General features: G+C 61.9%; 23 protein-coding genes. 7 read left to right on the top strand and 16 right to left on the bottom strand.

Going from position 1 to position 25,735, the window contains the following annotated elements; genetic code table 11:
* Window positions 1-124: 124 nt before the first annotated feature.
* Window positions 125-1,024, top strand: coding sequence for a DMT family transporter (locus OKC31_RS07430; RefSeq protein WP_270656625.1), 900 nt, complete (start codon window positions 125-127; stop codon window positions 1,022-1,024).
* Between the two features lie 19 nt (window positions 1,025-1,043).
* On the opposite strand, the gene rsuA is transcribed toward OKC31_RS07430, so the two are convergent.
* Window positions 1,044-1,736 carry a 16S rRNA pseudouridine(516) synthase RsuA gene (gene rsuA / locus OKC31_RS07425; protein WP_270656623.1) on the bottom strand — a complete coding sequence of 231 codons (693 nt, stop codon included), beginning with the start codon at window positions 1,734-1,736 and terminating at the stop codon, window positions 1,044-1,046.
* Between the two features lie 168 nt (window positions 1,737-1,904).
* Between rsuA and OKC31_RS07420 the strand changes: the two genes are divergently transcribed.
* Window positions 1,905-3,104, top strand: a complete 1,200-nt coding sequence (locus OKC31_RS07420) for an HD-GYP domain-containing protein (RefSeq protein WP_270656620.1) — start codon at window positions 1,905-1,907, stop codon at window positions 3,102-3,104.
* Window positions 3,105-3,122: 18 nt separating this feature from the next.
* Here the strand turns inward: OKC31_RS07420 and OKC31_RS07415 are convergent, their stop codons facing one another.
* Window positions 3,123-3,302, bottom strand: a complete 180-nt coding sequence (locus tag OKC31_RS07415; protein ID WP_270656618.1) for a hypothetical protein — start codon at window positions 3,300-3,302, stop codon at window positions 3,123-3,125.
* 131 nt (window positions 3,303-3,433) lie between these two features.
* Complete coding sequence (fsa, locus tag OKC31_RS07410) at window positions 3,434-4,087, bottom strand: fructose-6-phosphate aldolase (protein WP_270656616.1); 654 nt, start codon at window positions 4,085-4,087, stop codon at window positions 3,434-3,436.
* Between the two features lie 128 nt (window positions 4,088-4,215).
* Here fsa and OKC31_RS07405 point away from each other — a divergent pair, with 128 nt between their 5' ends.
* From OKC31_RS07405 to OKC31_RS07390, 4 genes are all read left to right on the top strand, one after another.
* Window positions 4,216-5,112: a glycyl-radical enzyme activating protein gene (locus OKC31_RS07405; RefSeq protein ID WP_270656613.1), complete on the top strand. Its 897-nt coding sequence runs from the start codon at window positions 4,216-4,218 to the stop codon at window positions 5,110-5,112.
* A 52-nt stretch (window positions 5,113-5,164) separates the two neighbouring features.
* On the top strand, window positions 5,165-7,597 hold the full coding sequence (locus OKC31_RS07400; RefSeq protein ID WP_270656611.1) for a formate C-acetyltransferase/glycerol dehydratase family glycyl radical enzyme: 2,433 nt from the start codon (window positions 5,165-5,167) through the stop codon (window positions 7,595-7,597).
* A 94-nt stretch (window positions 7,598-7,691) separates the two neighbouring features.
* Entirely contained in the window at window positions 7,692-8,438 is a 747-nt protein-coding gene (locus tag OKC31_RS07395) for a DeoR/GlpR family DNA-binding transcription regulator (RefSeq protein ID WP_005350628.1), read from the top strand.
* A gap of 127 nt (window positions 8,439-8,565) precedes the next feature.
* A complete protein-coding gene (locus tag OKC31_RS07390; protein ID WP_270656609.1) occupies window positions 8,566-10,272 on the top strand; it encodes an extracellular solute-binding protein in 1,707 nt (568 codons plus the stop codon).
* 94 nt (window positions 10,273-10,366) lie between these two features.
* Here the strand turns inward: OKC31_RS07390 and OKC31_RS07385 are convergent, their stop codons facing one another.
* Together OKC31_RS07385 and OKC31_RS07380 are read right to left on the bottom strand one after the other, a co-directional pair.
* Entirely contained in the window at window positions 10,367-10,759 is a 393-nt protein-coding gene (locus OKC31_RS07385; RefSeq protein WP_005334204.1) for a DUF2750 domain-containing protein, read from the bottom strand.
* 159 nt (window positions 10,760-10,918) lie between these two features.
* Entirely contained in the window at window positions 10,919-11,467 is a 549-nt protein-coding gene (locus OKC31_RS07380) for a hypothetical protein (RefSeq protein WP_270656606.1), read from the bottom strand.
* A gap of 245 nt (window positions 11,468-11,712) precedes the next feature.
* Here OKC31_RS07380 and OKC31_RS07375 point away from each other — a divergent pair, with 245 nt between their 5' ends.
* Window positions 11,713-11,961 (top strand): TIGR02647 family protein, encoded by a 249-nt coding sequence (locus tag OKC31_RS07375; RefSeq protein ID WP_005334209.1) that lies wholly within the window; start codon window positions 11,713-11,715, stop codon window positions 11,959-11,961.
* On the opposite strand, the gene OKC31_RS07370 is transcribed toward OKC31_RS07375, so the two are convergent.
* The 11 genes from OKC31_RS07370 to OKC31_RS07320 all read right to left on the bottom strand — a co-directional run bounded on the left by OKC31_RS07370 (window position 11,948) and on the right by OKC31_RS07320 (window position 25,674).
* A complete protein-coding gene (locus OKC31_RS07370) occupies window positions 11,948-12,253 on the bottom strand; it encodes a hypothetical protein (RefSeq protein WP_021231075.1) in 306 nt (101 codons plus the stop codon). The genes OKC31_RS07375 and OKC31_RS07370 overlap by 14 nt on opposite strands.
* A gap of 90 nt (window positions 12,254-12,343) precedes the next feature.
* Window positions 12,344-12,553 carry a cold-shock protein gene (locus OKC31_RS07365; RefSeq protein WP_005302803.1) on the bottom strand — a complete coding sequence of 70 codons (210 nt, stop codon included), beginning with the start codon at window positions 12,551-12,553 and terminating at the stop codon, window positions 12,344-12,346.
* Window positions 12,554-12,761: 208 nt separating this feature from the next.
* On the bottom strand, window positions 12,762-13,862 hold the full coding sequence (locus OKC31_RS07360; RefSeq protein ID WP_101529471.1) for a dihydrolipoamide acetyltransferase family protein: 1,101 nt from the start codon (window positions 13,860-13,862) through the stop codon (window positions 12,762-12,764).
* Window positions 13,859-14,845 (bottom strand): alpha-ketoacid dehydrogenase subunit beta, encoded by a 987-nt coding sequence (locus OKC31_RS07355; protein WP_270656603.1) that lies wholly within the window; start codon window positions 14,843-14,845, stop codon window positions 13,859-13,861. Before OKC31_RS07355 ends, OKC31_RS07360 begins: the two co-directional genes overlap by 4 nt.
* On the bottom strand, window positions 14,838-15,926 hold the full coding sequence (gene pdhA, locus OKC31_RS07350; RefSeq protein WP_100654074.1) for a pyruvate dehydrogenase (acetyl-transferring) E1 component subunit alpha: 1,089 nt from the start codon (window positions 15,924-15,926) through the stop codon (window positions 14,838-14,840). The genes OKC31_RS07355 and pdhA overlap by 8 nt, the downstream gene beginning before the upstream one ends.
* Before the next feature lie 267 nt (window positions 15,927-16,193).
* Window positions 16,194-17,063, bottom strand: a complete 870-nt coding sequence (locus OKC31_RS07345) for a hypothetical protein (protein WP_270656601.1) — start codon at window positions 17,061-17,063, stop codon at window positions 16,194-16,196.
* Window positions 17,060-21,049 carry an amino acid adenylation domain-containing protein gene (locus OKC31_RS07340; RefSeq protein WP_270656600.1) on the bottom strand — a complete coding sequence of 1,330 codons (3,990 nt, stop codon included), beginning with the start codon at window positions 21,047-21,049 and terminating at the stop codon, window positions 17,060-17,062. The genes OKC31_RS07345 and OKC31_RS07340 overlap by 4 nt, the downstream gene beginning before the upstream one ends.
* Window positions 21,050-21,174: 125 nt before the next feature.
* Window positions 21,175-21,942, bottom strand: a complete 768-nt coding sequence (gene dhbA / locus OKC31_RS07335) for a 2,3-dihydro-2,3-dihydroxybenzoate dehydrogenase (RefSeq protein WP_270656598.1) — start codon at window positions 21,940-21,942, stop codon at window positions 21,175-21,177.
* On the bottom strand, window positions 21,939-22,886 hold the full coding sequence (locus OKC31_RS07330; RefSeq protein WP_270656596.1) for an isochorismatase family protein: 948 nt from the start codon (window positions 22,884-22,886) through the stop codon (window positions 21,939-21,941). The genes dhbA and OKC31_RS07330 overlap by 4 nt, the downstream gene beginning before the upstream one ends.
* Window positions 22,883-24,529 (bottom strand): (2,3-dihydroxybenzoyl)adenylate synthase, encoded by a 1,647-nt coding sequence (locus tag OKC31_RS07325; protein ID WP_270656595.1) that lies wholly within the window; start codon window positions 24,527-24,529, stop codon window positions 22,883-22,885. The genes OKC31_RS07330 and OKC31_RS07325 overlap by 4 nt, the downstream gene beginning before the upstream one ends.
* Window positions 24,526-25,674 (bottom strand): isochorismate synthase, encoded by a 1,149-nt coding sequence (locus tag OKC31_RS07320; RefSeq protein WP_257697236.1) that lies wholly within the window; start codon window positions 25,672-25,674, stop codon window positions 24,526-24,528. The genes OKC31_RS07325 and OKC31_RS07320 overlap by 4 nt, the downstream gene beginning before the upstream one ends.
* Window positions 25,675-25,735 lie beyond the last annotated feature (61 nt).

Below are 25,735 nucleotides of genomic sequence, written 5' to 3'. Positions count from 1 at the left end.
GGAAGGCCGACGGCGCGCCTGATGAATGCCTGATGCCGCTCTTGTTATCCCCGAAAACGCCCCGTATTGTATCGGGCTTGCCCGGGAGATGGAGTCTTTCGGGTTAATTTTTTCAGGAGTTTTTATGGGTTATGAGTGGCTGGCCCTCGCGTCGGCCAGTTTATGGGCAATTGCAGCGCTAATTTCGGTCAAACCGGCCCGTCATCTCGGCGCATTTGCCTACAGCCGCTGGCGCATGTTTCTGGTCAGCCTGATGCTCGGCACCATGAGTCTGCTCACCGGTGGCTGGCAAACCCTTACCGCAAGCGCCCTGCCCCTGCTCGCCATCTCGGGACTGGTCGGCATCTTCGTGGGCGATACGGCGCTGTTTGCCTGCATGAACCGGTTGGGGCCAAGACGCAGTGCCCTGCTCTTCTCTTGCCATGCGCTGTTTTCCGCCCTGCTTGGGCTATGGCTCCTTAATGAACAGCTGACGGGCTGGCGACTGCTGGGGGCCATGCTGGTCTTTGCCGGCGTGATGCTGGCGATCCTGTTTGGCAAACGCAGTAGCAGCAACGAGTGGGAGCAGATCCGTGGCAATCTGGCACTGGGAATTGGCCTTGGCCTGACGGCGGCACTGTGTCAAAGCGTGGGAGCCATCATCGCCAAGCCGGTGATGATGAGTGGTGAGGTGGATGCGGTGAGCGCATCGGGTATCCGGATGGGCAGTGCCCTGCTGGCCCACTGCGTCCTGCGGCTGGGGCGCTTGCCGCTGGCCATGCCGCTCAAACCGGTCAATCGCCAGATCCTCGCCATGATTGCCACCAACGGTTTTCTGGCGATGGGGCTGGGGATGACGCTGATCCTGATGGCGCTGCGGCAGGGCGAGGTGGGCATGGTGGCCATTCTCTCCTCCACCACGCCGGTACTGCTGCTGCCGCTGTTGTGGTGGCACTCGGGGGAGCGGCCATTCATTGCCGCCTGGGCGGGGGCACTGATTGCCACCCTTGGCACGGCGCTGGTGCTGGGTTTCAGTACCCACTGACACCCGGCACCATCCCTGATCAGAACAGGGCAATCTCCTCAGCGGTCAGCTCGCGGTATTCACCGGGGGCCAGATCGTCATCCAGCGTCAGGCCACCCACCCGCTCGCGATGCAAGCCAACGACCTTGTTGCCGATGGAGGCAAACATCCGCTTGACCTGATGGTACTTGCCTTCGTGGATGGTCAGACGGGCCTCGCACTCGCCGAGAATTTCCAGCTGGGCAGGACGGGTTTTATCGGTCTCGTTACGCAGGTAGACCCCTTCGGCGAACAGCGCGATTGCATCCGGGCTCACCGGATCGGCCAGCCAGACGTGATAGGTCTTGGCACACTCGTGGCGCGGCGAGGTGATACGGTGGGACCATTGACCGTCATCTGTCACCAGCACCAGACCCGTGGTATCGAGGTCGAGGCGCCCCACTACATGCAGCTTGCCCATCGCCGGTTCATCCATCAGGAAGAAGACGGTCGGGTGATCCGGATCCTCGTTGGAGCAGACGTAACCTTCCGGCTTGTGCAGCATGAAATAGCGGTTGCGCTGCTCCAGCGTCAGCAGCACGCCGTCAAACTCGATCTGGCTCTGCTCATTGATATGAAAGGCGGGCTGCTTGACCACAATGCCATCCACCATGACCTCACCCTGACGGATCAGTTTGCCTGCCAGCGAGCGGGTCAAATCGGAACAATCGCACAGAAATTTATCAAGCCGCATTCACAACCTCGGAGTCCAACAAGTAAAGGGGCGTCATTATATCGGGTGGGGGCGACAACGCCACTGTTAGGGGGTTGCCAATTATGACGAACTGGTCATCCGATGTTACACTTCTCCGGTGTAACCCATCCGAACGATACTCATAATAATAAGAGTCAGGAAGCCCTCATGAAGTCTCAAGCATCCTATCCCGTCATTCCCGTCAACCAGCTGAAACCCGGCATGTATGTCATTGCTATCGCCAGCCAGACAGGTGGGATGGAGATCGCCCAGATGGGCTTGGTGACCAGCGTGGCGCAAATTGCCAATCTGGTGCGTCAGGGGGTGCTCACGGTACGCATCGATCTGGCCCGCAGCAAGCTGGGCAGTGCCGAAAGTGACGCCTTTACCTCCCCCGATCTCAATGCCAACAGCGCCCAGGTAGGGCGCCGGGCCAGTGCCAACGGCGAAGGACGGGAGCTTAAAATCCGCCGCCTTTATCAGGAAGCGCGCGAGCTGCAAGGCAAGTTCATTCGCCACCTCAAAGCGGGTGAACCCATCGACATCACCCCGCTGGCCGAAGTCGCCGAAGAGATGGTGGACACCATGTTCACCCACGGCGATGCCATGCTCTGTCTGGCCCGTATTCGCGCCAAGGATGCCTACCTGATGGAGCACTCCATGAACGTGGCCATTCTGCTGGCCAACTTTGGCCGCTATCTGGGACTGGAGCGCAGCGTGCTCAAGGAGCTGACCCTGGGTGGCCTGCTGCACGACGTGGGCAAGATCATGACCCCGGACGAGGTGCTCCACAAACCGGGCAAACTGACCGATGAGGAGTTCGCCATCATGCGTCAGCATGTGGTGCACAGTTACGAGATCCTCAGCAATACCCCTGGCATCACCCCCACCATGCTGGAAGTGGCCGCCAACCACCACGAGCGGCTCGATGGCTCCGGCTACCCGCAGCGACTCAAGGGAGAGCAGCTCTCTCTCTACACCCGGATGAGCGGCATCGTCGATGTCTATGATGCCATCACTGCAGATCGGGTCTACAAAGCGGGTATGCAGCCGACCCAGGCCTTCCGCATTCTGCTCAAGGGGATCAATCATCACTTCGATGCCGAACTGGTCACCAAGTTCATCAAGTGCATGGGGGTCTATCCGGTGGGAACCCTAGTACAGCTCTCAAACCAGCGCCTGGCTATCGTGATGCAGCGCAACGAGCAGCAGCCGCTCAAGCCGGTGGTCAAGGTGATCTATCACGCCACCCAGCGTCACTACCTCGAGGTACAGTGGCTGGATCTGGCCAAGTCAGGGGTGCAGGAGAGCATCGAAAACACGGTCGACCCCAAAGAGTTTGGCATCAACCTCGCCAACTTCTTCTAAATCTCTCACCTCGGATATTCATGATTGGCGCTGGCTGTCGAGCCAGTGCCGGATCAAAAACTCCTCATCCAGCGGCGAGAGATCAAAACGCAGACTGGCCTCTTCAATGGCGGCGATATCGTGCTGGTGGTGCTCGCTGAGCCAAAGCACCGCACGATGCAAATCTTCACCATGGGGGAGCAGCAGATGGTCGCTCATGGGATACCTCCGGTAAACTGCAGGGCGGCCAGCGAACGTGGCCACCTGTTTCAAGTCTAGTCGGTCAATCCCCATCACCCGCGCTTCTTCACCCTCCCCCCTCAATCACGGCAATCAGCTTGTCACCGGGATCAGCGACCGAAGACGCGCTGCCAATCCTGATCGAACTTCACCAGCGCCGCATCCACCGCCGGCACATTCAGCAGCTGCTCCGCCACATCGAGCGGCAAGGTGATGGACTGACAACCCGCCAGCAGGCAGTCGAGCGCCTGACGGGGAGTGCGGAATGACGCCGCCAGCACCTTGCTGTTCGGCGCGTGCAGCGCAAGCAGCTGTTGCAGCTCCTGCACGGTGGCGATGCCATCGCCCCCCTGAGCATCCAGCCGGTTAACGTAGGGCGCGACATATTCCGCCCCCGCCACCGCCGCCAACCAGCCCTGCAGCGGGGTATAGACAGCGGTGCCCAGCGTCGGCACACCGTTGGCGGTCAGGCTCTTGATGGCCGCCAGCCCCTCTGCACATACCGGGATTTTGATCACCAGATCCGGGTCCAGTTCACGCAGGGCGAATGCCTCGCGCACCATATCGGTTTCGGTTTTGGCCATCACCTGGGCAAACAGGCGCGCCTTGGGCCCCAGCACGTCGCGCAGGGCGGGCAGCAGCTCACAGAGCGGCAATCCCCCGGCGGCGGTAATGGAAGGATTGGTGGTGACACCGGCCAACGGCAGGATCCGTGACCAGCGACGCACTGCCGCCACATCGGCGGTATCGAGATACAGCTCCATCTCTAACTCCTTAACGGGATGTTCAATATGTCGCCATTCTAGCGATAAAACATCTGCAAATAGCTTGATCGAAATCAAATCAACTTTCGAACGAAAGCAAATAGAATGCAAATACAAAAGGAGGCGGTATGATTTTCGACCTGCAACGATATTCAACTCACGATGGCCCCGGCATTCGCACCCTGGTATTTCTCAAGGGGTGCTCGCTGGCCTGTCGCTGGTGTCAAAACCCGGAAAGCCGCTCTCCCAAGCCGGACATACTACTCGACCGGCGCCAATGCATCGAGGGATGCCGGCTCTGCAGCGATGCCTGTCCGGCAATCTTGCATGACAGCCAGGGTGTCCAGCTCGCCCGCTCAGCCCTCGGCAATCAGGATGTGGAACGGCTTCGCGGCCTCTGCCCCAGCGAAGCGCTGCAGGTGTGCGGCCGGGAGGAGAGCCTAGACACCCTGATGGCCACCATCTTGCGGGATCGCCCCTTCTTCGAGCGCAGTGGCGGCGGAGTCACCCTCTCTGGCGGCGAACCCTTCATGCAGCCCGAATTTGCTGCCGACCTGCTGGCCCGCTGCAAGGCCGAGGGACTGCATACCGCAGTGGAAAGTTGCCTGCACGTGCCCTGGCACCAGATTGAGCCAAGCCTCCCCCATCTCGACCTGCTGCTGGCGGATCTCAAGCATGTGGATGAGAAGCGCTTCTTCGACTGGACCCGCGGCAAGTTCGCCCTGCCCTTGACCAACCTCAAGCGTCTGGCCGAGCGCGGCGTGGCCATGCAGATCCGGGTGCCGCTCATCCCCGACTTCAATGCTGACCACGCATCCATAGAGGCCATTACCCGAGCTGCCGCCAGCCTTGGCACTGTGCAGGAGATCCACTTTCTCCCCTACCACACCCTGGGCGCAGGCAAGTACGCCCTGCTCGACCAACCCTATCAGGCCCCCCGGCAGCCACTCGATGACCCGGCACTACTCGCCTTTGCCCATGAGTGTGCCCGTGCGCAGGGGCTGACCCCGCTCACCCGGGGCTAGCAACACCCTATGAGATCAGCCACTCACTGCCCAATGACCAGAGGATAAGACCATGACCCAGCTCGACCTCAATACCCTCAGCCCGCGGATCTGCGCCCACAAAGAGAGCCTGATCCACATCGTTCAGCCACCGGTCTGCACCGAGCGCGCCCGTCACTACACCGAGGCCTATCAGGCCCATCTGGCCCGGCCACTGCCGGTGCGCCGTGCCCTGGCGCTGGCCCACCACCTCAAGGCGCGCACCATCTGGATCAAGCACGACGAGCTGATCGTCGGCAATCAGGCCAGTCAGGTGCGGGCGGCGCCGCTGTTTCCTGAGTACACGGTGAGCTGGATTGAGAAGGAGATCGACGAGCTGGCAGACCGTCCCGGTGCCGGTTTTGCAGTCAGCGAAACCGACAAGGCGATCATCCACGCCCTCACGCCCTTCTGGCGCGGCCAGACGGTGCAGGATCGCTGCTTCGGCCTCTTTACCGATGAGCAGAAAGCACTGCTGGAGAGCGGCATCATCAAGGCCGAGGGCAACATGACCTCGGGGGATGCCCACCTCGCGGTCAACTATGAGGAGCTGCTCACGCTGGGGCTCGATGGCTTCAAGGCCAAGGTGGCCGAGCGGCGCAGTCGGCTGGATCTGGCGGATTGGGCCGATCTGCAGCGCGAGCAGTTCCTGCACGCCGTCGCCATCACCCTGGAGGCAGTCAGCGATCACATCGCGCGCTACGCCGCACTTGCCCATGATATGGCAGTACAAGAATCTCGCCCCGAGCGCCGAAACGAGCTTGAGACCATCGCGCTCAACTGCGCCCACATCGCCCACCAGCCACCCGAAACCTTCTGGCAGGCACTGCAGCTCTGCTACTTTATCCAGCTCATCCTGCAGATCGAATCCAACGGCCATTCGGTGTCGTTTGGCCGGATGGATCAATACCTCTACCCCTGGTATCGCCGCGAGGTGGAATTGTCGGAATCCCTGCCTCGGACACGCATCATCGAACTGCTGCAAGGGTGCTGGCTCAAGTTGCTGGAGGTGAACAAGATCCGCTCCGGCACCCACTCCAAGGCCTCCGCCGGCAGCCCGCTCTATCAGAACGTCACCATCGGCGGCCAGAACTGGCGGGATGGCACTGCCCATGACGCGGTCAACGGCCTCTCCTACGCGATTCTGGAGTCCTGCGGCCAGCTCCGATCCACCCAGCCCAACCTCTCTGTGCGCTACCATGCCGGGATGAGCGAGGATTTCCTCGACGCCTGCATTCAGGTGATCCGCTGCGGCTTCGGCATGCCCGCCTTCAACAACGACGAGGTGGTGATCCCCGAGTTCATCAAGCTCGGGGTAAGCGTGGAGGATGCCCACCACTACGCCGCCATCGGCTGCATCGAGACCGCCGTGCCCGGCAAGTGGGGCTACCGCTGCACCGGCATGAGCTTTATCAACTTCGCCCGCATCCTGCTGGCGGCACTGGATGGCGGCCGCGATGCCACCACCGGCAAGGTATTCCTGCCCCAGCCCCAGTCGCTGCGAGACGGGAGCTTTGGCAACTTTGACGAGGTGATGGCCCGCTGGGATGAGCAGGTGCGCTACTTCACCCGCAAATCCATCGAGATCGACTGCGTGATCGACAGCGTGCTGGAGGCCCAAGCCCACGACATTCTCTGCAGCACTTTGGTGGATGACTGCATCGAACGCGGCAAGACCATCAAGGAGGGAGGCGCCGTCTATGACTGGGTCTCCGGTCTGCAGGTGGGAATTGCCAACCTCGGTAACAGCCTGGCTGCCCTGAAGAAACTGGTGTTCGAGCAGGGGATTGTGGATCAGCAAGAGCTGGCCGAAGCACTCGAGCAAGATTTTGCCGGACTGGCGGGGGAGCAGCTGCGCCAGCGCCTCACCAACGCCGCCCCCAAATATGGCAACGATCTGGACGAGGTTGACCTGCTGCTGGTGCAGGCCTACCAGAGCTACATCGACGAGCTCAAGGGGTTGCACAACACCCGCTTCGGCCGTGGCCCCATCGGCGGCACCTACTATGCCGGCACCTCCTCCATCTCGGCCAATGTGCCCTTCGGTGCCGCCACCATGGCTACCCCGGATGGCCGCCACGCCCGCACGCCGCTGGCGGAAGGGGCCAGCCCCTCGTCGGGTTCGGATCGTCTCGGTCCGACAGCGGTATTCAACTCCATCGGCAAGCTGCCCACGGCGGCCATTCTCGGCGGGGTGCTGCTAAACCAGAAGCTGAGTCCGGCGAGCCTTGAGAACGAGCGGGACAAGGCCAAACTGATGAGCCTGCTGCGCACCTTCTTCGAGGTGCACAAGGGGTGGCACGTGCAGTACAACATCGTCTCGCGGGAAACCCTGCTGGCGGCCAAAGCCAATCCGGATCAGTACCGGGATCTGGTGGTACGGGTGGCGGGCTATTCGGCATTCTTCACCGCCTTATCCCCGGATGCGCAAGATGATATCATCGCCCGCACCGAGCACAGTCTCTGACGGGGCGCCCCCCATGGCGCCTGTGACGTCATATGATTGGCAAGCCACCCTCGGGTGGCTTGCCGCTATCCACCACCTTGCATGTGAGCGCACCATGAATCCACGCCACCAACTGATCCTCACTCTGGTCCATCAGGCTCGCAAGATGAGCGTGAGTGAACTCTCCCGACACACAGGAGTGTCTGAGGTGACGGTGCGCAACGACCTCACCGCGCTGGAGAAGCAGGGACTGCTCAGACGAGTACACGGCTCGGCCATGGCGCTGGAGACCGATGACCCGGATGCCCGGATGAACATCAATTACCTGCTCAAGGAGCGCCTCGCCGAGCGGGCCGCCCAGCTGGTAGAGGATGGCGAGACGGTCTTTATCGAGGGGGGCAGCGCCAACGCCATGCTGGCGCGCCATCTGGCCCTGCACAAACGGGTCACCATCATCACCATCAGCAGCTATATCGCCCATCTGCTCAAAGACACCCCGGCTCAGGTGGTGCTGCTCGGCGGGCTGTTCCAGCATCAGAGCGAGAGCGTGGTGGGGCCGCTCACGCGCCTCTGCATCGAGCAGGTGCACTTCTCCAAGGCCTTTATCGGGGTCGACGGTTTTCATCCCGAGATGGGTTTCACTGGCCGCGACATGATGCGTGCCGACGTGGTCAACAGCGTGCTGGCCAAGGGGATGACCAATGTGGTGATCACCGACAGCAGCAAATTTGGCGCCATCCACCCGAGCCAGCTTGGCGCGCCGGGCCAGATCAACGTGCTGGTTACCGACGATGCCCTGCCCGCCCCCATGCGGGCCGCCATCGCGGCCAAGGGGATCACCCTGCACTGCGTTGCGGCCTAGGCCACCCGCTAATTCACGCTATTTCATTGACCTGACAGGATAAAATTTTCATGATGAGCCAGTCCCCATCGGGACTGACATCACCAGTGCGTGATCTGCAGGAAGCAGACTTCAGGAGAGCAAGGACATGCCATCGACCATCACCGCCGGGGAGCGCCGACTCTCCCCTATCATTCGCGCCACCGCCATCACCCTGACCCTGCGCAAATATGGCCCCGACTCCAACGGCGGCTTTGCCGGTTACGTGCGGGAAACCAACCTGCCACTGCTGAGCACTCATCCCGTTACCGGCAACCCCATGCCGATGCTGGCAAACGAGTGGGCTTTCGGCGCCGACAACAAGACCCTCTATTTTCGCATCAATCCCAAGGCGCGCTGGTCAGACGGCCAGCCGGTCACCGCCGATGACTGGCTCTTTACCCTCAAGATGATGCGCAGCAAAGAGATCAACGACCCCTGGTACAACAACTACTACAGCACCCAGATAGCCGATATCACCAAGTTTGATGATCACACCCTGGCCATCACCAGCGGCACCGAAAAGAGCCGCCAGGATCTGCTCGAGTCACTGCCCATCAGCCCAGAGCCGAGCCACGCCATCAAGCTCACCGCCAACTGGGTCAAGGAGTACAACTGGAAGGTGTTGCCAGTCACCGGCCCCTATCAGATCGATCAGGTGAAAAAGGGTAAATCGGTCACCTTCAAGCGGATTGAACACTGGTGGGGGGATGACGAGCGCTACTTCCAGCATCGCTTCAATCCTGCACGGATCGAGATCAAGGTGCTCAGGGATCTGAACATCGCCTGGCAGCACTTCCTGCGCGGCGATCTCGACACCTTCCCGCTGGTGATGCCCAACTGGTGGCACGACAAGACCAACACCGCGGAGTTCGAGAAGGGGTATATCGCGCGTACCTGGTTCTACAACCAGACCCCGCAATCGCCAATGGGGCTCTATCTGAACACCGCCGATCCGCTGCTGAATAATCTCGATGTGCGGCTCGGGGTCCAGCATGCCCTCAACCTCGACAAGATGCTCACCACCCTGCTGCGGGGGGATTACCAGCGACTCAACAGTTATGGCTCAGGTCAGGGTGAGTTTACCAACAGCGAGATCAAGGCCCGTCCGTTCGATCCCAAACTGGCACGGGAATACTTTGCCAAGGCAGGCTTTAACAAAGTGGGGCCACAGGGGATTTTGCAAAACGACAAGGGGCAGTCACTGGCCCTCGCCATCACCTACACCACGGCGGAGCACGCCCAGCGGCTCACGCTGTTGCGGGAAGAGGCCAAGAAGGCGGGACTTAATCTGGAGCTCAACCTGATGGATGCCTCGGCCGGTTTCAAATCGATGCTGGAGAAAAAGCACCAGAGCGCCTGGATGGCCTGGGCAGGCAGCCGCTATCCCGCCTATTGGGAGTTCTTCCACAAGGTCAACGCCAACAAGCCCCAGACCAACAACATCATGAACATCGATGACGATGCCATCACGGCTCTGGTGGAGCAGTATGACAAGGAGTTCGACTTTGCCAAAAAGGCGGCCCTGTCACGGCAGATCCAGCAGCGGCTCTATGAGCTGGCAAGCTTCGTCCCCGCCTATCAGGTGCCCTACACCCGGGAAGGGGCATGGAGCTGGATAAAACTGCCAAAAGTACCTGCCACCCCCAAGAGCGAGCAGCTCTACTGGCCCCTTGGGGGCGACAACAGCGGTTACAGCTATGGCGGTCTGCTATGGATTGATGAAGAGCTAAAATCCGAGACCAGGGCAGCCATCAAGAGTGGCAAGATCTTCCCGGCCGAGCCCATCATCGACACCACTTATCGCCAGCCCTGATTGCATCAGCCCATCGGCAAAAGTCCTTAAAACAAAAGACCCCGCCAGATAGCGGGGTCTTTGTTGGCAACCAGTGTTGCGAATAGCTAGGTGATCAGCCGCGCTTGGCCTGCTTCTCGGCAATGGCGTCAGCCACGTCGGCCGGCTCCAGTACGATGCCTTCCTGATCCGGGGTCGGGAACACGGCAACACACAGCTCGTCCTGCTCCATACCGTCAACCCAGCGCTCCAGCCACACCTTGAGGGTGATGGACTGCGGCTTGCAATCGGCCCACTCACCTTCGGCCCACGCCTTGGCGTACTCCGGGTGCGGCCATACCGGGATGCAATCTTCATCATCGGTGGTCAGCATCATGACACCATGCTCGTCAGTCAGGACGAACAGCTCTTCATGCTCGACCAGCTTGCTGATGAAGTGATCGTAACGGTAATCAGCGTTCAGTTGCAGCGCGGCATTGCGCTCGGTGTCGCTCAGTTCATAGCTCATTGGCCAAGTCTCTCTCTCGATAAAGGGCGCCATGTTCACATCTTGTCGTCAGCTTGTCCAGCTTGCAGCCCCTTGGCACCGGATGGGGAGGACAATGACGCCAATAAGGATAGAGCAGCCTCCTCGATAGCGAGACCGCCAGCCATCATATTGCCCCTTTTACAACTCTGGCGTGATCAGCTGCACATCAGGCTGCTCGCTCAGCTTTTGCCGCAGCCAGTAGGCGGACTCCACCTCGACAAAGCAGAGCAGATCCCGGCCATTGGCCGCCATCGCCATCAGCTGCTCAAAACGCAGCTGTTGTTGCTGCTCCCAGGCGGCAGCGAGTTTGGCACCGTGGGCCTCATCCACCACTTCGCGACGCAGCTCGAACAGGTTATCGGTGATCGGGCTGTTGATCTTGGCGGCGGTGTGCCAGTACATCAGCAGGTTATCCATCATCTCGCTGTCGTAGTTGGCCAGTGCATCCAGCTCTGGCGTATCGCCGCTGTCGCTGGCGGCAAAATCACACCAGCCCGCATCGAGTGACGCCAGCTCATGAGCCCCATTGGCATGCTTGCGTAACAGCGCAATGTCGGCCCCCTTGCGTGCAGGTAACCATACCTCGCCCTGATGGGCATCCAGCAGGGAGGTCAACGAAGCAGCGGGGTAGACAGGAAAGCGGGCACAAAGTGAATGCAGCAGGGATACCAGAGTGATCTTGACCATGAGCGATACCTTGAACAGGGCGAACAGCCACCAATAGACCGTCCGATATAAAGAAGTGCCCTATCCTACCACGTTTGGTCCGGCTCGGCCCTTGACGAAGCTGTCAGCCAACCATCTGATTACGCCGAAAAAAACAGCATTTGAAACGCAGCATCCAGCCAAAGATCAATAATTTGAGCCAGCGCCCACTAAAGTGGATCCGGGGATGCTAGTTTGCATACATCTTTAGCGTAAGGAGTAAATCCATGATTGGGATCGACCAGGTTTCTAACGAATTCGTGAACGATTTGAAAATACTGGCATGCTTTGATCCGGCCAACATGAGCCTGGGGATTAAATTACGCAGCGATATGTCTGAAGAGTTGTGCCAGGCGGCAGCCCGTCTGCATCAACAGGGGCTCATCAGCGCAGAAGATGGCGGCTATCTCACCCCGTTTGGCATGACCATGGTTGAACACCTGCAACATCTGCTGGTCGCACTCAAACCGCTTTGACCGGCTGTGGTGCCCAGAGGGAAAAGTTGAGTAGCTCCCAGCGCTCCCCTTGGTGAAGATGACAGGCAAACAGCAAAGGACCTTCGGGTCCTTTTACTTTGCCATCCACCAGCCACTCCCCCTCCCTTTCAGGCACCAGTCGCGCATTTACCTCATCGGGTTGCAGCGCAGCACCTATTCGGACCTGGACAAACTGCTGGCAGATCACCTGCGCTTCCATCGCGGATTGAACCGGTACCGGCGCATCGGACGTCGGAGTCAAGGTGGCAGCAAGCAGGAGCGATAGCAGCATGATTCAGCACATGGGAGTTAGTAGCAGAAGCCATATAAACAAAAAGCCGTGGCACCAAAGGTACCACGGCTTTCTTAAATTCTGTAAGAATTACAGAGCGGTTACGTTCTCAGCCTGCGGGCCTTTCTGACCTTGGGTCACAGAGAACTGTACGCGCTGACCTTCAGCCAAGGTACGGAAACCGTTACCTTGAATGGCGCTGAAGTGAACGAAAACGTCCGGGCCGTTTTCTTGCTGGATGAAGCCAAAACCTTTGGTTTCGTTGAAAAACTTAACGGTACCGGTGATCATGTTAGACATATCTTTTAAACCTGTATTCAAAATAATTACTTATGCTTTTCAGCGGGTAAAGCTCAAAAAACGGGATTAACTTATGAACAACAGGACAAGATGTGAAACATCGTATTCATTGACATAACTATCGCCCTTTCAAGCTGGTTTGGATTATACGTGGCTTTGTAGATTACGCAAACAAATTTGTGCCCTGCCAATGACAGGGCACAAACCGTTATAAGGTGGCCGCTTCCAACGCTTCGACCAGCGCTCTGAGAAAACGAGCCGCCTCCCCGCCAGTACAGGCTCTGTGGTCAAATGTCATCGACAGCGGCAATGCCCTGACGGGACGCGCTTCACCATGGATGAACACCACTTTTTCGAACAGTTTGCCTGCCCCTATGATGGCTACCTGCGGCGGCGTGACAATGGGGCTGGCATAGCGGCCTGCGATAGCGCCGAAGTTGGTGAGCGTAATGGTCGCCCCCTGCAACATCTCGCGCGGCACGGCGCGCGCCTTCACATCGGCGATCATCCGATCCAGCCCCTGCCGGATATCCGCCCCCTCCCGCTCGGCCACGTTCTCCATCACCGGCACATAAAGGCCATGCTTTGAATCCACCGCGATGGCTACATTGACCTCTTTGAACAGCCGCCGTGACAGGGTTTCACCATCAAACCAGGCGTTCATCGAGGGCTCGGCGCGGCACGCCACGCCAATGGCCTTGATAAGGCGCACCGTCACATCCTCATCAGGGCGCCAGTGACGCAAATCCACCTCATCGGTGATGCTGACCGGCACCACAGTCTGATGAGAGAGCTCCATCGCCTTGGCCATGGCACGCCGTGACCCTTTGAGGAATTCGTTGCCACTGCTCTGCTGGGCCTCGAATGCCTGCTGCACATCCAGCTCGGTCACCATGCCGCCGCTGCCACTTCCCTTGATCCGGTCGATATCCAGACCCAGTTTTTGTGCCAACAGTCGCACCGCAGGCATGGCTTGCACCAGCGATCCCCCCGGGGCAATGGCCCCCACCACGAAGTGATCCTCGATATGTTGCTGATGGGCGCTCACCTTGCCCACCACGGTGCCATCATCTTCGCCCCCCTCGAACTCCACCAGCGGCGCACCGATATGGAGGATATCCCCCTCGGCGCCGCAGAGACGGGCAATCACCCCGGCTACCGGAGAGGGTACATCCACCAGCGCCTTGGCCGTTTCCACCGACAAGAGCACCTGATCGACCGCAACGGTATCACCGGCACTCACCTTCCATTCGACGATCTCGGCTTCGGCCAACCCTTCACCCAGATCCGGTAATTTGAAAAATTTCATAGCCACTGGTTCTCCATCAGCTGGTGAGCGGCATCGGCGATATCCTGCTCGGTGATGAGGTAATACGCCTCGTTGCGATAGTAGGGGACGGCGGCATCCACCCCGGTCAACCGTTTGGGTGGCGCCTTGAGGCTGGGAAGTGCCTGCTCGGTCACCCGCGCCACAATTTCGGCCCCGACCCCGAAGCTGCCACACGCCTCGTGTACCACCAGTAAACGGCCGGTCTTGCGTACCGAGGTGAGGATGGTCTCCATATCCAGCGGCTTGATGGTGGCCAGATCCAGCACCTCGCACTGGATATCCTGCTCGGCCAGCAGGTTCGCCGCCCGCATCACCTCCTGGATGCAAGCCCCCCAGGCCACTACCGTGATATCCCGGCCCGGGCGCAGGGTGAAGCAGACATCCAGCGGCAGGCCGACACCGTCATCCACCACCTCGGATTTCATCGAGCGATAGATGCGGTCCGGTTCGAAAAACATCACGGGATCCGGATCGCGGATGGCCGAGAGCAGCAGGCCATAAGCACGCCTCGGGCTGGAGGGGATCACTACCCGTATCCCAGGGATATGGGCAAACAGCGCCTCGACACTCTCGCTGTGATGTTCAGGCGAATGAATGCCCGCGCCATACGGGGAGCGATAGACAAGGGGACAGGAGAGGCGGCCACGGGTGCGGTTTCGCATCCGCGCCGCCTGACAGATGATCTGCTCCATCCCGGGGAAGATGAAACCCTGAAACTGGAACTCAGCCACCGGCTTGAGCCCCTGGGTCGCCATGCCGACCGCCACCCCGGCGATCAATCCCTCGGCAAGCGGCGTGTCGATCACCCGCTTGAAACCGAACTTGTCGCGCAGGCCCACAGTGGCGCGAAACACCCCGCCGTTGACCCCCACATCCTCGCCCAGTACCACCACATCCGGGTCGTGTTCCATCTCGTAGTGAAGGGCCATGTTGACCGCTTCCAGCAAACTGATCTCACTCATGACCAACCTCCTGCTTCATCCCCTTGGCAATCACTCGCTCGCGCTGGGGCAAGAGTTCGGCGGGCAGGCTGGCATAGTGATAATCGAGCATCGCCTCCGGCGGCTGGGGCGCCATCGCCTCATAACGGGCAACCGCCTGCTCTACCTCTCGGGTAGCCTCCGCCAGCAGGCTCTGCTCCTGCTCCTCATCCCACCAGCCCTGGCTGTGCATAAACTGGCGCAGCCGCTTGACCGGCTCTTTCGCCCAGGCGGCCTCGACCTCGGCCCCATCGCGATAGCGAGTGGCATCGTCGGCCGTGGTGTGATCGCCGAGGCGATAACTGACCGCTTCTATCAGGGTCGGCCCCTTGCCGCTGCGGGCCCGTTCGACGGCATTGCGCGCGGCATCGTAGACCGCCACCACATCGTTGCCATCCACCTGCAGGCTGCGCACCCCTGCACCAATCCCCTTTTGGGCCAGCGTAGGAGCGCTCGATTGCAGCTTGCGCGGCACCGAGATGGCCCACTGGTTGTTGTTGACGATGATGACCATCGGCAGATGCCAGACCCCGGCGCAGTTGAGCCCCTCTAGAAAATCACCCTTGGAGGTACCGCCGTCGCCGATAGTGACTACGGCGACGCGCGGTTGATTACGCAGTTTGAAGGCCGAGGCAATACCGCAAGCGTGGGTGATCTGGGTGGCGATGGGGACGCAGATGGGGAGATCTTCAGAGGGAGTCCCATCGGGTTTGAGAAAATAACTGCCCCGCTCGTCACCGCCCCAATATTGCAGGTTCTTCTCCATCGGCACGCCCCGCACATAGAGGGTAGGCATGTCCCGATAGTAGGGAACGTAGACATCCTGCGGCTGCATGGCCAGACCAATGCCAATCCCCACTGCTTCTGCGCCGAGATGGGAGGGAAAAGTACCGAGTTTGCCGGTTCGTTGCAGCGCAATCGCTTTTTTGTCATAGCTGCGCACCATCACCATATTGCGGTAGAAGGTGTGCAGTATCGCCTTGTCCAGCCAGGTCGGTAAGGTGGCGACCGGGCACCCTTCCGCATCGAGGTAACGAAGGAAAGGGATGTCGACATGGGTCATAACTGGCTCCTTGCCGTTGTGAGCGTCACCGATGCTGGTGACACCTAGATGTAAATACCTTGTTAAACAAAAAGCAAAGAGATTTGCTCAGGTAAGACCAGTAGAAACTTCTTTAAAGTAGCGAAGGAGCTGAATTTTCGGCGATGAGTGGCAAGATATGCCGTAAATGGTGCAACTTTGCAGCGCTGAATGCAGGATGCAAAATGTAAAAAAGGGGAGCCTTGCCCCCCTTCTGTTACTCAAGTCAGCGGTTACACCAACCAGTAGTTACGCCAGCCACTGTTGCAGCTGGCGGGCTATGCCAGCTGGCAGCAAGTGAGCGCGGCTTAGCAAGCGGCTGCGCCAGGGCTCGGCCAGCAAGGTGGGGCAAATTCGCATCTCCCGCCCCCGGTCAGCCACGCGCACCAACCGATCGATAAGAGTCTCCAGCGGCGGATGCACCGGCCAGTGGGGATAGAGGTCGACAGTCGTGATACCGGCCAGATCGCACACCCGCTCCTCTTCCCCATCTCCCTTCCCAGCAACCATTGGCCTGGGGTGAAGCACCTGCAGCCAACCTGGCCGTGCCACCTCCAGCAACTGGCCCAGCGTCGGCTGCGCAAAGTGGGGATCTCCTGCGGCTTTGAGCAGATGTCGCGCCCCCGCCAGCACCACCACGCCGCGGGCGGGAAGTGCAAGAAGATAGTCAGCCAGCGCCTGATCCCGCCCCCTGTTGTGTTGCTGCCACCGCTCCGGGCTCATCGCCTGCCACTCGAATAAGGGCTCGCAGAGATGCACCCGCAGCCGCATATGTTCAGGGCGCGCCAGATTGCTCTGGCGCAGAGCGGAAAAGAGAGCCGGAAACTCGGGGGCCATCAAGGCGGGAAAGGCGCAGGAGTCGAGCCAGACCGGATAGAGCCGCGCCAGCGTCAGCGGCTCACCCTGCCAGCTCTCCTGCCCCGTCAGCCAGGCATCGAGCAAGCCCTGATGGCGGCGGTTGCCGCACTCCAGCACCAGATCGGTCATGACTCCCCAGAGCGCCGGATCACACAGCCAGGCGTGCTGGCGCCGGATAAAATCCGGGTGCCAGTGCGGCTCTCCCAGCCCTACCAGCTTGCCCGCCAGCAAGGCTTCCCGGATGGCTGCAACCGGGGTCATGCGTCCCCCTCCTGCCGGATGTGCGGTTGTTGCCAGACCCCATAGACCCGCTCACCAATAAGGGCGCCGACCTGCGCCAGCCAGTCGGGATGCACCATCTCCTGATGCAGGCAGGGGAAGCGCTCATAGCGGATTTTGCCTTCTGTCAGCGGCTCCCAGCCGCGTCCATCCAGCCAGGGCTGGCGGGAGGCTGACGCCTCGATAAAGATCACCTCCCCGTGGTAGCAGTAGTCGACCGGCTGACGGATCAGCCGGTTGTTGTGGCCCACCAGCTCAATCATGGCGCTCACCACCTGCTCGTCGAGCATGGCCAGCGCACTCCCCTCTGCCCCCAGTCGGACCACCACGTCGCCCCGAGTAAGGGAATCGAGCGCATCGTCCGCAACCGCAATGCCTCCCATCCGCAGCAACGCATCGAGCATCCGCTGCTCGTCGGGCAACGGCTGGGTCTGCCACTGCTGACAGGGGTAGGCATCGAGCAGCAGCACCATGGCAACCTCCTGTCCCTGCTCTTGCAGCATGGCGGCCATCCGGTGCACCAGCATGCCCCCGAGCGACCAGCCGAGCAGCCAGTAGGGCCCCTCGCTCTGCTGACGACGCAGCTCGGTCACATAGTCAAGTGCCAGCTCGTCGAAGCTGGCGGGCAGCGGGGCATCCTGCTGGCAGAGCGCCCTTGCCTGCAGGGCATAGACCGCCATATCGGCCGGCAGATGGGGCACCAGCGGCGCATAACACCAGCCGAGCCCCCCTGCGGGGTGGACGCAAAAGAGGGTGGGGCACGATGTGCCAGACTGCGTACCATGCGCCCGCAGGGGCAACAGCATGGGCATGGCCTCCCGCTCACCGCCAAGACGGCACGCCAACTGGGCTGGGCTCGGCGCTTCGAACAGACTGGCCAGAGTGAGCGCCTGTCCGGTCGACTCTTCAATGCGCACCACCAGCTGCGCAGCCAGCAGGGAGTGGCCGCCGAGGGCAAAGAAGTTATCGTCGGCGCCGACCCGCGCCAGCCCCAGAACCTCGGCGAAGAGGCGACAGAGCCGCTCCTCCAGCAAGGTTTTCGGCAGCGACTGACCCACCGCCGATGTCATATCAGGCAGCGGCAGCCCCTTGCGATCCAGCTTGCCATTAGGGGTAAGCGGCAGCTCGGCCAGGTTTACCAAGAGCCCCGGCACCATGTAGTCAGGCAAGGCAGCGCCAAGGGTGGGTACCAACTCGGCCAGCGTCAACTCGCTGCTATCTGCGGCCACCACATAGGCCACCAGACGGCGATCGCCGGGGGCAAATTCGGGGGCCAGCACCACCGCCTGCGCCACTCGGGGATGGCGCAGCAGCACCTGCTCGATCTCCTCCAGCTCGATGCGCTGGCCACGGATCTTCACCTGAAAATCGAGGCGCCCCAGATACTCGATAGCGCCATCCTCGCGCCAGGCGGCCAGATCGCCGCTGCGATAGAGCCGTCCCGCGCCGAAGGGGTTGGCAATAAAGCGCTCGGCGGTGAGCTCGGGCTGACCAAAGTAACCCTCCGCCACCTGCACGCCGCCGATCCAGAGCTCGCCTGCCACACCGGGGGGCACCGGCTGCAACCAGGGGTCGAGAATGTGGATGCTGGTATTCCAGACCGGATAGCCGATGGGCACGCTGGTCACCGCCTCATCTGCCCGGCAGGGATACCAGGTGACATCCACCGCCGCCTCGGTCGGGCCATAGAGGTTGTGCAGGGGGGCTGAGAATGTCCCATACCAGCGCAGCACCAGATCCGCGGGCAGCGCCTCGCCGGAGCAAAATACCTGCCGCAGTGCCTGGCAACGCGCAGGCTCGGCCTGAGTGACAAAGATCTGCAGCATGGAGGGGACAAAGTGCAAGGTGGTGATCCCGGCCTGCTCAATCAGTTCGGCAAGGTAGGCGGGATCCTTGTGGCCACCCAGTTTGGCGAGCACCAGCCGCGCCCCGGTCATAAAGGGCCAGAAAAACTCCCAGATGGAGACATCGAAACCGGCCGGGGTCTTTTGCAGCACCCGATCCGCCGGGCCGATGGGATACATGTGCTGCATCCAGAGCAGCCGGTTGACGATGGCGCCATGGCTCACCACCACCCCTTTGGGCCGACCGGTCGAGCCGGAGGTGTAGATGATGTAGGCCGCATCTTCCGGTTTGGGGGCTGGCAGCTCACAAGGTTCTGTCGCCACCACTTCTATCGTCGCCAGCTGCTCTGCCACACCGGGGGCATCGAGGCAGACAAGTGGCGCCGCCACATCGAGCGGCATCTGAAGCGTACGACTGGTCAGCACCAGTGCAGGATCGCTGCTGGCGAGAATGTAGCCGATCCGCTCCGCCGGATAGTCCGGGTCAACGGGCACGTAGACGGCACCCACCGCCATGATGGCCTGCTGGGCGAGAATCAGCTCGGGAGAGCGCGGGATCACCACCGCCACCCGGCAACCGGGGCCCACGCCCCTCCCCGCCAGATAGCATGCCAGCTGGCGGGTACGCTGGCGCAGCTCGGCCACTCGCCAGCGCTCGGCGCCACACTCCAGCGCAATGGCGCTCTGATCCGCCGCCGCCAGCCCCTCGGCCAGCAGTGCGCTCAGGGTGGTGGTCGGCAACGGATGGTCGGTTTGGTTCCAGCGCGCCAGCTCAACCTGCTCACAGGGCAGCAACAGCGGCAAGCGCACCGCCAGGGCCTCGTCACCCGCCTCACTCCAGGCCGCCAGATAAGCTACCAGCCGGGCCAGATGACGTTCACTCTCCTGTTGGCTGAAGCACCCCTGACGGGTTTCGAGGGTCAGGGTCATAGCGCCAGCCTCCTCGGCAAAGTAGAAGGCGCACTCCTCCACCGGCCCGGCCGCCAGCACCTGCACCTCGCCACGAACCAGGTTGTGCCCTTCACCAAAGCTGAGGGTGCGGGCAAAGGGCATCAAATTGACCTGAGGGCCAAACAGCGGCTGGCCCGGCTGGCGCTGCTGCAACCACTCCTGACGGCAGCCCTGATGGCGGCGCAGGGCGGCAAATTGCCGCTCGACCTGTGCCAGCAACGCCCCTACCCGGCTGGTGCCGCTCAGCTCGATACGCAGGGGCACCACATTGACCTTCATGCAGGGGGTATCGGCCGCCGCTGAGCCCAGCCGCCCCATTAGTGGAATACCCAGCACCACCTCACCAACGCCACTCATCCGCTGCACATAGCTGGCCACTGCTGCCAGCAGCAGGCTGTAGGGGTGACAGGCCGAACGACTCGCCCGCGCCACCAATGCCTGCCACTGGCGGCCAGCAAGCCGTTGTTCAAGACGATATGTGGGGCCCGGCCCTTGCGCCGGACGGCGGGAGAGCGACGCCGGGTTCTCCACCCCGGCCAGCTGCTGCACGAAGAAATCGCGATCCCGCGCGGCACGCGGCGAATCCTGATAGGCCGCCTCCTCGGCCAACAACTCCTGCTGGGTCGCATAGCGACAGGGAGCAGGCTGCTCGCCGATGCAGAGCGCCTCATACCAGCTCGCCACCCGCTGGCAGAGCAAACTCAGGCCAAAGCCGTCGATGGCGATATGGTGCACGGCAATAAACCAGGCCCACCGCCCCTCGCCAAGGCGATAGAGAGTGGTGGCAAACAGCGGCCCCCCGGTCAGATTGAAGGGGACGGCCAACTGCGCACGCATCTCGACCTGCGCGGCCGCGAGTGGGTCGGCTTCACTGCGCAGATCCCGCTCTGCCAGCTGCCAGCAGGCGGGGTTGGCCACCATCTGCGGGCCATCGGCAGTAGCCACAAAGGCGCAGTGCAGACCGGGGATCTCGTCGATGGTCTGGCGCACCGCACGGGTGAAGTGATGGGGAGCCAGCGCCCCCTCCAGCAGCCAGTACTCGCCGGTATTGCAGGCGGGGCTCTGCGGATTTTTTTGCTGGGCAAACCAGATGCCCGCCTGAGCAGTGGTAAGCGGCCAGCGCGGGTGCTCACCACGCTGGTGGGTGGCGCGCATCGCCATTGTCTGTTCCATGGGAATGTCCTTGCGCAAACATCGAGCGGGCAGCGACTTGCTCCTGCCCGCATGGCTGAAAAGCGAGGAGGCCTGGCCTCCTCCATAAAGAGAGTGTCACGCCTGCCAGATCGGCAGCGCGCGGGCTAAACCCCCAGAGTGGCACCGCCATCGACCACCAGATCCTGCAGGGTGATATGGCTGGCCGCATCGGAGGCGAGAAACATCACACAGGCTGCCACCTCTTCGGGGGTCCCAAGTTTGCCAAGGGGGATCCCCAGCTTGAACTGCCCGGGCAAGCCCGCGATGGTGCGCTGCTCTCCCTCCCGCTGCTCAGCCTCCCCCTCCTGCCACATGCCGTACAGCATGGGGGTGCGGGTCGAGCCCGGCGACACCAGATTGCAGCGCACCCCATAGGGGGCAAGTTCCAGCCCTGCCGTTTTAGTGAGGCTGGTCAGCGCCGCCTTGGAGGCGCCATAGATGCCCATACCCACTCGCGACACCCGACCGGCATTGGAGGATACATTGACTATGGCGCCCCTGCGCCGTCCCTGAAACCAGGGGGTCAGGGCCCGCATCAGATAGAAGGGGGCGAAGGTGTTGATGGCGAAGGTGCGCTGCAAGAGGGCGTCATCCACCTCATCGAGCCTGCCGGTCGCCAGTACGCCCGCGACATTGACCAGCACATCGGGCCCCAGCCCCTCCTCCAGCAGCTGTTCGCAGCAGCGGGTCACGGCCTCGCTGTCGCTGACATCGATCACCACCCTCTTCACGTTGCCGGGCAGTGCCTCGGCCAGTTGCAGATCGAACGCCACCACGCTGGCCCCCGCCTCAGCAAAGGTACGCGCCACCGCATGACCAATTCCCTGCGCTGCACCGGTTACCCAGACGGTTCTGCCTTGCCACTCTCTCATGGGGTGCACTCCGCTTCGCTGACGTGCTCTTCGTTGACCTGATAAGCCTTGTTCTGACTGACATTGGGTTGACTGACATTAAGCTGACGGGAGAGGAGCCCCCACCAGTGAGCCAGGGTCGGCGTGCGGGCCAGCTCGGCCAGCTCCACCACCAGCCCCTGCTGACGCCACTCTTCCACCAGCCCCATCACCGCCAGCGAGTCGAGACCGTAGTCGAGCAGGTTGTCATCCTCGGTGGGCTGCTCATGCTGCATCTCGGCGGGTAGCCGCGCCAACACCTGAGCCCGTAGCGACTCGTGAGTCAGGGGGCGTTTGCTGGCTGCCATCACCTCGGCCACGGTAATCACCCGACCGGCATTGCGGCTGACGTAGGAGAGCGCCAGCAGATGATCTTCGCGGGAGAAGTCGGCGATGGCATCAGCCACCAGGAAGGGGCGGATATCGCGCATAAAAGCATCGACCGCCGTCTGCATCACCCCGATATGGCCGTAGATGCCGCAGATCACCAGCTGATCTCGCCCCCATTGGGCCATCAGCTCGGCCAGTGGAGAGCGGCAAAAAGCGCTGTAGCGCCACTTGGTCAGCACCGTATCCTGCGGCTCGGGGGCCAGCGCCGAAACAATCGGCTGACGCTCCGGCGCTCGGGTCAATCCGGGCCCCCACATGTCATTGAGCAGCGCCCGATCTGCCTGGCTCTGCTCGGCGGGCTGGGCGGTATAGACCACCGGCATGCCGAGAGCACGCGCCTGACGGATCAGGGTGGCGATATGGTCGATGACCTGATTGATCAGCGGATTGTCCGGCCCGTAGAAATCGACGAAATAGTGCTGCATATCGTGGACCAGCAAGGCGGCTCGGCCCGGTTCGAAGGGCCAGTTCACCCGCCCGCTGGGCAGCTCCTCAGCGGTGGGCAGCGGATAGGCGGCGAGGGATTGAATGGTCATGCACACTCCTTGGCGAGCTGCTCGCGCAGCGTCTGTTTGTCTATCTTGCCGACCGGGGTGTGGGGCAGTTGCTCCACCAGCACCAGGCGATCGGGCAGTTTGTAATCGGCCACCCCCTGCTCGCGCAGGAAACGGCGCAAGCGGGGCAGATTGAGGGGCTCGCGGCACATCAGAAAGGCGCAGCTGCGCTCCCCGAGCATGGGATCGGGCATGGCGACCAGCGCCGCCTGCCGCACCTCCGGGTGGGTCAGCAACAGCTCTTCAATCTCGAGGGCATCGATCTTCTCCCCGCCCCGGTTGATCTGATCCTTGTTGCGCCCTACCACCATCAGATGACCGCCGGGCAAGCGACAGACCAGATCGCCGGTGCAGTAGAAACCGTCCCGGTCGAAGGCTCGCTGATTGTGGGCATCAGCCTTGAAGTAGCCGCGAAAGGTGTAGGGGCCACGCGTCCAGAGCTCGCCGCACTCGCCATCGGGCAAGGGGCGCCCGTCGCTGCCTCGCACCTCCACATCGTCGCCCGGGCTCATCGGGCAACCCTGGGTATTGACGATGTGCCACTGGTCATCCTCGGTGCGGGTGTAGTTGACCAGCCCCTCGGCCATGCCGAACACCTGCTGCAAGCGGCAGCCGAGGCGGCTCGCCACCGCCTCGGCGTGAGCCGGGCTGAGGCGCGCACCGCCCACCTGCACACACTCCAGAGAGGTCTGCGGATAGTGGCTGGCCGCCTCCAGCCAGAGCGCCAGAGCCGGTGGCACCAGCGCCGCCCAGTTGACCTGATGACGCTGCACCAGCGGCAGACAGGTTGCAGCAGAGGGATCCTTTGCCAGCACCACGCAGCCACCGGCATAAAACACCCCGAGTGCCCCAGGGGAGCTCAGGGGAAAGTTGTGGGGCGCTGGCAAGGCACAGAGATAGATCACCCGCTCATCCCAACCGCACACCGCTACGCTCTGGCGCACGCTATAGCCATAGTCATCGTGGGTACGGGGGATCAGTTTGGGGGTACCGGTGCTGCCGCCGGAGAGCTGGAAAAAGGCGACCTGATCGGCCGGGGTAGGAGTTGGAGCGATAGCCGTCAGCGGCGAACCATCAGCACGGGCTATCGGGTCAGGCTGACACCATGCAAATCCTGACTGAAGATAGGAGCCTTCTGCCTGCTCGAACAGCAGTGTCTGGCAAGAAGGCGATACCAGCTCATCAAGGGCCGCCAAGCTCCCCGCTTTACCGGCAAAGCCGGGATGGGAGGGGCTGAGTACCAGCAAGGCGGGCTCAATCTGGCGGGCAAAGGCCACCAGCTCGCGCCGCTGATGGCTGTAGAGGGCATGCACCGCCACTACGCCGCAGCGGATCAGGGCAAACCAGCAGATATAGAACTCGGCGCAGTTGGGCAACTGCACCAGCGCGGTATCGCCATGGCCCAGCCCGCGCGCGGCCAGCCGCGCCGCCAGCGCATCGACCTCACGTTTTAACTGGCCATAACTGAGGGCTCGCTCGCCGCAGATCAGGGCCGTGCGCTCGGGATAACGTTCGGCAAAGTCATCGAGCAAGGCGGTGAGCGGTTGTCCGCGCCACCACCCTTGCGCCCGGTAGTGAGCTGCCAGCTCGGCGGGCCAGGGGGTAAAGGGTACCAGCGGCTTCATGCCGTTACCTCCGGCTCCCGGCTTTCGAGGCCAAACGCCCGCAGCATGGTGCCAAGCTTGGCGGCGGTCTCCTGCCACTCCGCTTCCGGCGAGGAGCCCACCACCACCCCGGCGCCAGCATAGAGTCGCAGTTGCCTACCGGCCAGCACGCCACAGCGAATGGTGACAACCCACTCGCCATTGCCATCGGCATCCATCCAGCCAACGGCGCCACAGTAGAAGCGGCGATCGTACCCCTCGAGCCGGGCGATGGCCTGACGCGCAGCCGAGAGCGGCGTGCCGCACACCGCCGGTGTCGGGTGCAGTGCCAGCGCCAGTGCCAGAACGGGAGAGGGCTCATGGAGCCGCCCGGCGATGCGGGTCGAGAGGTGCCACATGGTAGGGGTCGCGATCACCTGCGGCTCCAAAGGGACGTCCAGCTCTCGGCAGAAGGGAGCGAGGGCGGCGGCGACCGCATCGGCCACCAACGCATGTTCATAGCGATCCTTCTGCGCCCCCAGCAGCTCGGCACTGGCCGCCTGTTGATCGGAAAACGCGTGGCGCGGACGGGAGCCCGCCAGCGGATTGCTCACCACTTTCATCTCGCTGCGTGACACCAGCAGCTCGGGGCTCGCACCAAGCAGGGTCTCCCCCTCCGGCAGCGGGATCTGGAACACATAGGCCCCCGGATTCTGGGCCAGCAGAGAGCCATAGGCGTGTGCGGGGGAGGTCTGCTCTGCGCTCTGCACATCGATGGCGCGCGACAACACCACTTTCTCGAGTTGCCCCTCGCTGAACTGCTGCAATGCTGCCCGCACTGCCCCCTGATAGTGGGCAGAGCCGGTCACTTCGCTCACCTCGCCATGGAGCTGGCAACAGCTGGCGGGCAACAGCGCATCCCTTGCGACCCACTGCGATTGCGCCGGGATCACCAGATGCCAGGGAGATTGGGTATCAAACGGAATGGCGCCGATGGCGATGGGATTGACCATCCCCTGCTGGCGCAACTGACGCAGATGGGCGAGCAGCTTCTCCGGCGGGATGCCGGTAAAACTGTCGTGGATACCGGAGGCGACCAGTACCCTGTCACCGCTGGCAAAACAGCACACTTTATCCAGCCCGACCGCTGTGGCGGGCCACTCTCCTTCCAGTGCATGGTCACACATGACGGTGCTACTCCTTGGAATGAATCACTGCCTGACACGACTTAAAGTGAGCCATTTGACT

The organism is Aeromonas sp. Y293-4, from assembly GCF_027705905.1.
Taxonomy (GTDB): Bacteria; Pseudomonadota; Gammaproteobacteria; order Enterobacterales; family Aeromonadaceae; genus Aeromonas; species Aeromonas veronii.
The sequence above is the reverse complement of the archived record's forward strand: the minus strand, read 5'-3'. Positions and strand labels throughout refer to the sequence as shown.